Here is a 10050-nt window from a genome sequence, read left to right on the forward strand (position 1 = left end):
AGCCGAATAGTTGAGCGCTGCCGGACCGTGCGCGCCATGGCAGTATCGCCCACTATGCGTTTGACCCCGCATGAGCAGGAGCGCCTACTCATTTCCTATGCCGCCGAACTGGCGCGGCGCCGGCAGGCTCGCGGTCTGCGGCTCAACCATCCCGAGGCCGTCGCGGTGATCACCGATCACCTGCTGGAGGGAGCTCGTGACGGTCGCACCGTGGCCGAGCTGATGGTCAGCGGTCGTGACGTGCTGACCCGCGAGCAGGTGATGGAGGGGGTCCCCGAGATGCTCGACGACGTGCAGGTCGAGGCGACCTTTCCCGACGGCACGAAGCTGGTCACCGTCCACCACCCGATCGCATGATCCCCGGTGAGATCGTTTTCGGCGAGGGCGTCATCGCGCTCAATGCCGGTGCGCGCCGGTTGATCCTGGACATCGTCAACACCGGCGACCGGCCGGTGCAGGTGGGCAGCCACGTACACCTCCCGCAGGCCAACACCGCGCTGGACTTCGACCGGACCGCCGCCCGTGGACACCGCCTCGACATCCCCGCCGGTACCGCCGTCCGCTTCGAACCCGGTGTCGCCCAGCGGGTTTCGTTGGTACCACTCGGCGGGAGCCGCGAGGTGCACGGCATCAGCCTGAACCCGCCGGGCCGGTTGGAGGACCTGTGACCGAACTGACCAGAGCGCGATACGCCGCGCTGTTCGGACCGACCGCCGGCGACCGGATCCGGCTGGCCGACACCGACTTGTTCGTCGAGATCACCGAGGACCGCAGCGGCGGACCGGATCTGGCCGGCAACGAGGCGGTGTTCGGTGGAGGCAAGGTGCTGCGCGAGTCGATGGGGCAGGCTCGTGCCACTCGGGCCGACGGCGCACCGGACACCGTCATCACCGGTGCCGTCATCATCGACCACTGGGGAATCATCAAGGCCGACATCGGGATCCGTGACGGCCGCATCGTGGGAATCGGGAAGGCCGGTAACCCCGACATCATGACCGGCGTGCACCCTGCGCTGGTCGTCGGTCCGTCGACCGAGGTCATCGGCGGCAACGGCCGCATCCTGACCGCAGGTGCGATCGACTGTCACGTGCACCTGATCTGTCCGCAGATCATGGAAGAGGCGCTCGGCGGCGGCGTCACCACGATCGTCGCCGGGGGGACCGGCCCGGCGGAGGGGAGTAAGGCCACCACGGTCACCCCGGGCGCCTGGCACCTGGCCCGGATGCTGGAGGCGCTGGACTCCTGGCCACTCAACGTCGCGCTGCTGGGCAAAGGAAATACGGTGAACCCCGCCGCCTTGTGGGAGCAGTTGCGTGGTGGCGCAGCAGGATTCAAGCTCCACGAGGACTGGGGCACCACGCCCGCGGCGATCGATGCCTGCCTCACGGTGGCCGAAGCCGCCGGGGTGCAGGTCAACGTCCACACCGACACGCTCAACGAGGCGGGATTCGTCGAAGACACCCTGGCCGCGATCAAGGGTCGCGGTATCCACGCGTATCACACCGAGGGCGCCGGCGGCGGGCACGCGCCCGACATCATCACCGTCGCCTCGCATCCGAACGTGTTGCCCAGCTCGACCAATCCGACTCGCCCCCACACGGTCAACACCCTCGACGAGCACCTCGACATGCTCATGGTGTGCCACCACCTCAACCCGAGTGTGCCCGAGGATCTCGCCTTCGCCGAGAGCCGGATCCGGCCGTCGACGATCGCCGCCGAGGATCTGCTGCACGACATCGGAGCCATCTCGATGATCGGCAGCGACTCTCAGGCCATGGGCCGGATCGGTGAAGTGGTGTTGCGGACCTGGCAGACCGCGCATGTGATGAAGCGCAGGCGTGGCGCGCTCGAAGGGGACGGCCCGGCAGACAACAACCGAATCCGCCGGTACATCGCGAAATACACCATCTGCCCAGCCGTGGTGCACGGCCTCGACAGCGAGATCGGTTCGGTCGAGGTGGGCAAGCTCGCCGACCTGGTGCTCTGGGAGCCGGCGTTTTTCGGAGTGCGACCGCACGCGGTGCTCAAGGGCGGGATGATCGCCTGGGCCGCGATGGGCGACGCCAACGCCTCGATCCCCACCCCGCAGCCGGTGCTCCCGCGGCCCATGTTCGGCGCCACGCCCGCTGCAGCCGCGGCCACGTCGGTGCACTTCGTCGCACCGCAGGCACTCGAGGACGGCTTGGCCGATCGGCTCGACATCCGCCGAAAGTTGGTGGGCGTCAAGAACGTCCGGCGGATCGGTAAGGCGGACATGCCGCTCAACGACGCACTTCCCGACATCGAGGTCGAGCCGGACACCTTCACCGTGCGCATCGACGGCCAGGTGTGGCAGGAACAACCGGCCGCCGAACTGCCCATGGCCCAACGATATTTCCTGTTCTAGATGAGCAGCCTGACGACCCTGCTGACCCTCGCCGACTCGCGGTTGCCCACCGGCGGCCACGTCCACTCCGGCGGCGTCGAGGAGGCGGTGACCGGCGGTCTGCTTGTCGACCTCCCGACATTGCGTGCCTTCCTGCTCCGGCGCGTCCGCACCAGCGGCTTGGTGACCGCGTCGGTGGCCGTCGCGGTTCACACCGGTGTGCTGGATCCCGTCGCCGCGAACGCCGAAACCGATGCCCGCACACCGGCTCCGGCTGCTCGCGACGCGTCCCGGGCACAGGGTCGGGGCTTGGCCCGGCTGGCGCGTCGGGTCTGGCCGGGGCCCCGGTGGGACGCCCTGGGCCGGCGGCCCCATCTGGCGGTCGCGGCCGGCGCGGTCGGGGCGGCGGCACAACTGGATCCGCAGCAGACCGCGCTGTCGGTGGTCTACACCACGATGACGGGGTCGGCCACGGCCGCACAGCGATTGCTCGCGCTCGACCCGGCCGATGTCGCGGCACTCACCTTCGAGCTGTCGGGCTGGTGTGACGCGGTGGCCACCGAGGCCATGACCGGACTGGCCGATCTCTCGGATCCGCTGCTCGACGTGCTGGCCCAGCAGCATGCGCGTCGCGAGCGACCGCTCTTCTTTTCCTGATCCATGAGCTGAAAGGACTGCCATGCCACCACATTTCCTCGATGGTCAACCTCACGCCCACACCGACCGGCCCAAGCGGGTCCGCCGGCCCGGCGAACCGCTGCGCATCGGTGTCGGCGGTCCGGTCGGTTCCGGCAAGACGGCACTGGTGGCGGCGTTGTGCCGGCAGTTGCGCGACGAACTGTCGCTGGCGGTGTTGACCAACGACATCTACACCACCGAGGACGCCGACTTCCTGCGCAGGCACGCGGTGCTTCCGGACGAGCGGATCGCCGCGGTGCAGACCGGAGGCTGCCCGCACACCGCGATCCGCGACGACATCACCGCCAACCTCGATGCGATCGAAGACCTTATCGAGGTGAACCCGAGACTTGATCTGATCCTCGTCGAATCCGGTGGCGACAACCTCACCGCGACATTCTCATCGGGTCTGATCGACGTGCAGATCTTCGTCATCGACGTCGCCGGCGGCGACAAGGTGCCGCGCAAGGGCGGCCCGGGGGTGACGTTCTCGGATCTGTTGGTGGTCAACAAGACTGATCTGGCCCCACTCGTCGGTGCGAATCTGGACGTCATGCGTCGCGACGCGGCCAAGGTGCGCGCGGACCGGCCGACGGCGCTCATCTCTCTCACCGAGGACCCGTCGTCGGGGCCCGTGCTGGACTGGGTGCGCGAACAGCTGAAGGTTGTCCAGGCCTCCTCGACATGATGGACTCCACCGTCGTCATCGTGGCCACACCGGGGCGGATACCGCGAATCGAGGCCACCGGCGGGTTGGCCGGCCGCCGTACCGGGCCCGACACCGTCCACCTCGTCTCCACCGCCGCCACGCCGCTGGGCGGTGACACCGTCACGGTGCGCGTGGTGGTGGAAGCCGGTGCCCGCCTGCGGATTCGCACGGTCGCGGCCACGATGGCACTGCCGGGTGCCCACACGCGTGAATCGACAGCGGGTTGGGAGCTCGACGTGGCAGGGCAGTTGGATCTCGATCCGGAGCCGACGGTGGTGGCCGGTAATTCGGTGCACCGCAGCGCGACGCGGCTGCAGCTCACCGAATCCGCGCACGTGCGCATTCGTGAGCGCATCCAGATCGGCAGAACCGGTGAGCGCGTGGGCTTCTGGTCGGGTGCGTTGCATGCCGACGTGGAGTCGGTGCCGCTGTTGCGTCATCGCATCGAGCTGGGCTGTGGCGCCGTGGGGGACGACGCGATCGCCGCGCCGCGCGCCTGCATCAGCGAGCTGCGTTACCCCGCAACCTCATTCGAGACGGCCGGAACGGTATTGGAGCTGGCTCGTGGGGGCAGCCTGGCCACCTGGCAGGGTGACCGGCTGCCACCAGAGACCACAAACGGCTAGGACGCCGCTCTCTCGGTTTCCTGTACGGAGGCCGCGATCTCCTCGAGCTCCTCGATCCTGGTGCGCGCGTAGGCCTGCTGCTCGGTGATGGTGAGCTGACCGCGCTTGGTGCTCAGGAACGTCACCGTCCACGACAACAGCGTGACGATCTTGGTCTTGAAGCCCACCAGGTACACCAGGTGCAGGACTAGCCAGCACAGCCAGGCGAAGAACCCGGCGAACTCCAGCTTGCCGACCTTGGCCACTGCCGAGAACCGCGACACCGTGGCCATCGACCCCTTGTCGAAGTACTCGAACGGGGCCCGGATCTTCGGGCTGGTGCCGCTGACCTCACGCTTGATCAGCTTGGCGGCGTACCGCCCGCCCTGGATCGCGCCCTGCGCGACGCCGGGCACCCCCTCGACAGCGGCCATGTCGCCGACCACGAACACGTTGGGATGACCCGGCAAGGTCAGGTCGGGCTGCACCTTGACCCGGCCGGCACGGTCGAGCTCGACTCCGGACTGCTCGGCCAGGTCTTTGCCCAGTGGGCTGGCCGAGACCCCGGCCGACCACACCTTGCACGCCGATTCGATGCGCCGGATGGTGCCGTCGGAATCCTTGACCGCCAGCCCGTTACGGTCGACGTCGACCACCATGGCGCCGAGCTGAACCTCGACCCCCATCTTCTCCAGCCGTTCGCGGGCCTTGCGGCCGAGCTTGTCTCCCATAGGCGGGAGCACGGCCGGCGCGGCGTCGAGCAGGATCACCCTGGCCTCGGTCGGATCGATGTGGCGGAAACTGCCGCGGAGCGTCTGATCGGCCAATTCGGCGATCTGCCCAGCCATTTCGACGCCGGTCGGACCTGCGCCCACCACCGTGAACGTCAAAAGCTTGGCGCGACGCACCGGATCGCTGGACCGTTCAGCCTGCTCGAACGCGCCCAGGATGCGCCCGCGCAGCTCCAGCGCATCGTCGATGGACTTCATGCCGGGCGCGAACTCGGCGAAATGATCGTTGCCGAAGTACGACTGCCCGGCACCGGCAGCGATGATGAGACTGTCGTAGGGCGTCGAGTACGTGTGCCCCAGCAGGACGGAGTCGACCGTCCGCTTCTCCAGGTCGATGTGGGTGACGTCACCCAGCAGCACCTGGGCATTCTTCTGCTTGCGCAGGATCACCCGGGTGGCCGGGGCGATCTCGCCTTCGGAGATGATGCCGGTGGCCACCTGGTAGAGAAGAGGCTGAAACAGGTGATGCGTGGTGCGGGCGATCAGCTTGACGTCGACGTCGGCACGTTTGAGGGTCTTGGCGGCGGTCAGCCCGCCGAAGCCCGATCCGATGATGACTACTTTATGCCGATCCGATGCCGTAGCTCCGGGATGGCTCATTGCTGCTCCTCGCGGACGTGTTTGCCACTCGATACAACCGACAGGTTAGTCGGCATCATTCCCTCGGGTGCGGCGAGATGCCCACCGAACCGAATGTCTACCCGGATATCATCGGCTTCAACACCTCGGCGACGGCCGTGATGCCCCCGGGGTTGTAACCGGTGAGGTGGGTGGTCGGGCTCAGGATCACTCCGTCGATTCCGGCGTCGAGAATCTTGGTCTTGACCTGTTCGGCCACCTGCTCTGCGCTGCCGAACACCACTTGTTGCTTGACCTCGTCGGGGATCATGTCGGCGGTGATGTTGTCGTCGATCATCGTGAACACCAGCATGCTGGTCTCCAGAGTTGCCGGGTCACGGCCGATCGCCTCGCATTGCTGCTTGGCAACTTCCACCTTGCGGGGTAGTTCGTCGAAGCCGGCGATCACGTTGAGGTGGTCGAAGAATCGAGCCGCCAGCGGAATGGTCTTCTTCTCGCCGCTGCCGCCGATCATCAGCGGGAGGTGGTCCCGGAAGCGGGGTTCGGCGAACGCCTCCTCGGTCCGGTAGTACGTGCCGCTGAAGGTCGCGCGCCGGCCCTCGAGCATCGGCAGAATGATCTGCAGTGCTTCGTCCAGTTTCTTGAAACGTTCGGTGAAGGTGCCGAATTCGTAGCCGAGGCTGTCGTGCTCGAGCTCGAACCAGCCGGTGCCGATGCCGAGGATTGCGCGGCCGGCGCTGATCACGTCGAGCGTGGTGATGGCCTTGGCGAGAAGGGTCGGGTTGCGGTAGGTGTTGCCTGTGACCAGCGTGCCGAGTTGGACGCGTTCGGTTGCGGTCGCCAGTGCGCCGAGCGCGGTATAGGCCTCCAGCATCGGCTGGTCGGGAGTACCGATCTGCGGCAGTTGATAGAAGTGGTCCATCACGAAGACGGAGTCGAAGCCGGCGGCCTCGGCTTCCTGTGCCTGGGCGATGACGGTCGGAAAGAGTTCGGAAACGCCGGTGCCGTAGGAGAAGTTGGGTATCTGGAGTCCGAGTCGGATTGTCACTGTTCCGACCCTAGCGCGCTATCCCAGAGTTGCCATGGCACCGCGACTGACGTGCATCGTCTGTCCGGTGATGTGGCGAGCCGCCGGTGTGCTCAAAAAGACTGCGAGGCGGGCGAATTCGTCCGCCGTTGACGGCGGGGTGGTACCGAGGCCATCGTATCCGGGCTCGGCGGTGAGGCCGGGCGCCACGGCGTTGACGGTGATTCCCCTGGTGCCGAAGTACGCGGCCTGACCGGCTGTCCAATCGCTGAGGGCCGCCTTGATGGCAGCGTCGGCGCTGCCATCGCGCGGGCTGGCGGCAACCACGTTGATGATCGATCCGCCGGACCGCAGGTGGTCGCCGACGATCTGCACGGTCAACGCCGCCGAAACCACGGTGGCATCGAGCGCGTTGTGCCACGCGCCGGCCAGATCGGCCAGGGTGAACGTGCGCGGGTCCTTGGCCTCGAACAGCGGCGCCGGGACATTGACCAGGGTGTCGATGTGGTGGGGGAACAGGGTGCGGGCGTTCTCGACGCTTGCCGGATCTGTGTTGTCGAACACGATCGAGGAGATGTCGAGCTGCTTGGCGTTCAGCTCCAGATCTTCGCGGCGCGCGCCGGCGATGATCACATTGTGGCCGGCATCCAGGAAACCTGCCGCGATCACGCGGCCGAGTTCGGTGTCACCGCCGGTGACCAGCACCTCCGCCATGATGTACCTCCATGTACCCGGGGATCGCCGCGCCGGACGGGGGGCGATCCCCGTCGATGTTACTGGACGGTAGCTAGGTGGTGAAACCGGCGCGCCCGGTGCGGCCTCGAATAAGGTTGCGGCAATGATCGGACCCAACGCTGCGACCTGCGTCGACGTGGCCGGCGTGGGCCCATCGTGACGAAGCCGCCGCCACTGCCGCGCTGGATCTATCTACCTGCGGCGCTCGGCACGATATTCGTGGTGCTGCCTCTCGCGGCGATGGTGGCCAAGGTGGACTGGCCGCAGTTCGGTTCGTTGATCTCCAGTGAGTCCTCGACCGCGGCTCTGCGGCTGAGCCTGCAGGCCTCGTTGGCCAGCACGGCGTTGTGCGTGCTGTTCGGGGTTCCGCTGGCGTTGGTGCTCGCCCGCGTCGAGGGGCCCGTCACCCGCGTCGTACGTCCCCTGATCCTGTTGCCCCTGGTGCTGCCTCCGGTGGTGGGCGGCATCGCGCTGCTGTACGCCTTCGGTCGGCTGGGACTGATCGGCCGGTATCTGGAGGCCGCGGGCGTGCAGATCGCTTTCACGACGGTCGCGGTGGTTCTGGCACAGACCTTTGTCTCGTTGCCTTTCCTGGTGATCTCGCTGGAGGGGGCCGCACGTACCGCGGGAGCCGATTTCGAGGTCGTCGCCGCGACGCTGGGTGCCTCGCCTGCGACGGTGTGGTGGCGGGTGACGCTGCCGCTGTTGCGGCCGGGGTTGGTCTCGGGTGCCGTGCTCGCCTTCGCGCGCTCACTCGGCGAGTTCGGCGCGACGCTGACGTTCGCGGGATCACGGCAGGGTGTCACCCGCACGCTGCCGTTGGAGATCTATCTGCAGCGCGAGAGCGACGCCGACGCCGCCGTGGCGTTGTCGGTGCTGCTGGTCGCCGTGGCCGCGGTGGTGGTTGTCGGGCTGGGCAGCCGCCGGTTGCGGGCAGGGGGCTGGGGGTGACGCTGCAGGTGCGGGCCGTCGTCGAAAGCCGCTGCCTTGACATCGAATTCGATGTGGCGCCGGGGGAGGTGCTGGCGGTGCTGGGCCCCAACGGTGCGGGAAAGTCGACCACGCTGCACGCGATTGCGGGGCTGGTCGCACTCGATGCGGGACGCATCTCGGTGGGTGACCGGGTTCTGACCGACACCGCGGCGGGCGTGCACGTACCGACGCACGCCCGCCGCACGGGCCTGTTGTTGCAGGATTCGCTGCTGTTCCCGCACCTGAGCGTGCTGGCCAATGTCGCATTCGGCGCCCGTGCCGGTGGGCTCGGTCGGCGGGCCGCGCACGAGAAAGCCCGGCACTGGTTGGCCGAGGTCGATGCGACAGAGCTGGCAGGCCGTCGCCCGCGCGGGTTGTCCGGCGGTCAGGCTCAGCGGGTGGCCCTGGCCCGGGCGTTGGCCGCCGATCCCGAGGTGCTGCTGCTGGACGAACCGATGGCCGGGCTGGACGTGGCGGTGGCGGCATCGATGCGCAGGGTGTTGCGGCGGGTGCTGGCCGCTGCCGGCAGATGCGCGGTGCTGATCACCCATGACCTGCTCGACGTGCTGACCCTGGCCGACCGGGTGGTGGTTGTCGACGCTGGTCGCATAGTCGAAAACGGTTCAGCCACAGAGGTATTGGCGGCACCTCGGAGTCATTTTGCGGCCCGGTTCGCCGGGGTGAACCTGGTCGGCGGGACGGTAACTGCCGACGGCGCGCTGGCCACCTCCTGGTCCGCGACCTGGCACGGCACACCGGCGGTCGAGGTGCCACCGGGCACGCCGGCGGTGGCGGTCTTCTCGCCGTCGTCGGTCGCGGTGTACCGCCAGCAGCCCCATGGCAGTCCGCGTAACACGGTGGCGGTGACGGTGGCCGAGCTCGACAGCAGGGGTCCGGGTATCCGGGTGCGGGCCGAGGAACAGCCCGACGGCGCGCCCGGCCTGGCCGCCGACGTCACGGCGGAGTCAGCGGCTGAGCTGCGCTTGGCGCCGGGGGACACGGTCTATTTCGCGGTGAAGGCCCAAGAGGTGGCGGTCCACCCCGCACGGCGCGCGTAACGCCGGCCGGGGTGGGTCCGACTCATCTGTTGAAGGCCCGTCGAGGCGGGTGCAGGGGGTGGGTTGCCAGGCTCGGCGTGGCGCCTGGGGCCCGCGTGTGCCAGCAACGCGTCATACCCGCGTTCAGGTGGGATCTTTCGAAGTGCGGCAAATTCTCGTTTGAACACTCTAAGAGCAACTCACACTTGCGTCACGGCGGTAACACGGTAGTTTCTTCCCCATGGACGAGTCGGACGCGATGTCTCATCGGCGCAGAGGTCTGTCGAAGAAGCTGGCGTTGGCCGCGATCACCGGCGCGACGGCGGCGGCGGTAGCGCTGCCGACGGTGGCGTATGCGGATCCGGTACCGGCGCCCCCGGCGCCGGCCCCCGCGCCGGCACCTGCTCCAGGCGCACCTGCGCCCGCACCGGCTCCAGCCCCCGCGCCGGCTCCTGCGCCAGGTGCACCCGCCTCGACGGGCCTTCAACAGATGAGTCGGACCCACCCCGCACGGCGCGCGACGCCGGCCGGGGTGGACCGCCACCTCTTGGG

Annotated in this window: 12 protein-coding genes; 9 read left to right on the plus strand and 3 right to left on the minus strand. The window is 68.1% G+C overall.

The window, feature by feature from the left end:
- Positions 1-54: 54 nt before the first annotated feature.
- The 6 genes from A5699_RS21355 to A5699_RS21380 are packed head-to-tail and all read left to right on the plus strand — an operon-like array spanning position 55 to position 4378.
- Positions 55-357 (plus strand): urease subunit gamma, encoded by a 303-nt coding sequence (locus A5699_RS21355; protein WP_067773506.1) that lies wholly within the window; start codon positions 55-57, stop codon positions 355-357.
- Positions 354-668: an urease subunit beta gene (locus tag A5699_RS21360; protein ID WP_067773508.1), complete on the plus strand. Its 315-nt coding sequence runs from the start codon at positions 354-356 to the stop codon at positions 666-668. The genes A5699_RS21355 and A5699_RS21360 overlap by 4 nt, the downstream gene beginning before the upstream one ends.
- Positions 665-2386 (plus strand): urease subunit alpha, encoded by a 1722-nt coding sequence (locus A5699_RS21365; protein WP_067773511.1) that lies wholly within the window; start codon positions 665-667, stop codon positions 2384-2386. Before A5699_RS21360 ends, A5699_RS21365 begins: the two co-directional genes overlap by 4 nt.
- Positions 2387-3022 (plus strand): urease accessory protein UreF, encoded by a 636-nt coding sequence (locus A5699_RS21370; RefSeq protein ID WP_067773514.1) that lies wholly within the window; start codon positions 2387-2389, stop codon positions 3020-3022.
- A gap of 22 nt (positions 3023-3044) precedes the next feature.
- A complete protein-coding gene (gene ureG, locus A5699_RS21375; protein ID WP_067773517.1) occupies positions 3045-3731 on the plus strand; it encodes an urease accessory protein UreG in 687 nt (228 codons plus the stop codon).
- On the plus strand, positions 3731-4378 hold the full coding sequence (locus tag A5699_RS21380; protein ID WP_067773520.1) for an urease accessory protein UreD: 648 nt from the start codon (positions 3731-3733) through the stop codon (positions 4376-4378). The genes ureG and A5699_RS21380 overlap by 1 nt, the downstream gene beginning before the upstream one ends.
- Here A5699_RS21380 and A5699_RS21385 read toward each other — a convergent pair.
- The 3 genes from A5699_RS21385 to A5699_RS21395 form a co-directional block, all read right to left on the minus strand.
- Positions 4375-5748, minus strand: a complete 1374-nt coding sequence (locus A5699_RS21385) for an NAD(P)/FAD-dependent oxidoreductase (protein ID WP_067773523.1) — start codon at positions 5746-5748, stop codon at positions 4375-4377. The two genes, A5699_RS21380 and A5699_RS21385, sit on opposite strands and share 4 nt — an antisense overlap.
- A gap of 97 nt (positions 5749-5845) precedes the next feature.
- Positions 5846-6775 carry an LLM class F420-dependent oxidoreductase gene (locus A5699_RS21390; RefSeq protein ID WP_067773526.1) on the minus strand — a complete coding sequence of 310 codons (930 nt, stop codon included), beginning with the start codon at positions 6773-6775 and terminating at the stop codon, positions 5846-5848.
- Positions 6776-6793: 18 nt separating this feature from the next.
- Entirely contained in the window at positions 6794-7468 is a 675-nt protein-coding gene (locus A5699_RS21395; RefSeq protein WP_067773529.1) for an SDR family oxidoreductase, read from the minus strand.
- A gap of 177 nt (positions 7469-7645) precedes the next feature.
- Between A5699_RS21395 and A5699_RS21400 the strand changes: the two genes are divergently transcribed.
- The 3 genes from A5699_RS21400 to A5699_RS28745 all read left to right on the plus strand — a co-directional run.
- Positions 7646-8440 carry an ABC transporter permease gene (locus tag A5699_RS21400; protein ID WP_067773533.1) on the plus strand — a complete coding sequence of 265 codons (795 nt, stop codon included), beginning with the start codon at positions 7646-7648 and terminating at the stop codon, positions 8438-8440.
- On the plus strand, positions 8431-9519 hold the full coding sequence (locus A5699_RS21405) for a sulfate/molybdate ABC transporter ATP-binding protein (RefSeq protein WP_067773563.1): 1089 nt from the start codon (positions 8431-8433) through the stop codon (positions 9517-9519). The genes A5699_RS21400 and A5699_RS21405 overlap by 10 nt, the downstream gene beginning before the upstream one ends.
- A gap of 220 nt (positions 9520-9739) precedes the next feature.
- Positions 9740-10050: alanine and proline-rich secreted protein Apa (locus A5699_RS28745; protein ID WP_231965788.1), on the plus strand; the 311-nt coding region annotated here is incomplete at its 3' end.

The organism is Mycobacterium sp. E802, from assembly GCF_001666875.1.
Taxonomy (GTDB): Bacteria; Actinomycetota; Actinomycetes; order Mycobacteriales; family Mycobacteriaceae; genus Mycobacterium.

Coding starts and splice junctions, on each gene's coding strand:
- A5699_RS21355 (WP_067773506.1), top strand. CDS start 55: ATGCGTTTGACCCCGCATGAGCAGGAGCGCCTACTCATTTCCTATGCC.
- A5699_RS21360 (WP_067773508.1), top strand. CDS start 354: ATGATCCCCGGTGAGATCGTTTTCGGCGAGGGCGTCATCGCGCTCAAT.
- A5699_RS21370 (WP_067773514.1), top strand. CDS start 2,387: ATGAGCAGCCTGACGACCCTGCTGACCCTCGCCGACTCGCGGTTGCCC.
- ureG (WP_067773517.1), top strand. CDS start 3,045: ATGCCACCACATTTCCTCGATGGTCAACCTCACGCCCACACCGACCGG.
- A5699_RS21380 (WP_067773520.1), top strand. CDS start 3,731: ATGGACTCCACCGTCGTCATCGTGGCCACACCGGGGCGGATACCGCGA.
- A5699_RS21385 (WP_067773523.1), bottom strand. CDS start 5,748: ATGAGCCATCCCGGAGCTACGGCATCGGATCGGCATAAAGTAGTCATC.
- A5699_RS21395 (WP_067773529.1), bottom strand. CDS start 7,468: ATGGCGGAGGTGCTGGTCACCGGCGGTGACACCGAACTCGGCCGCGTG.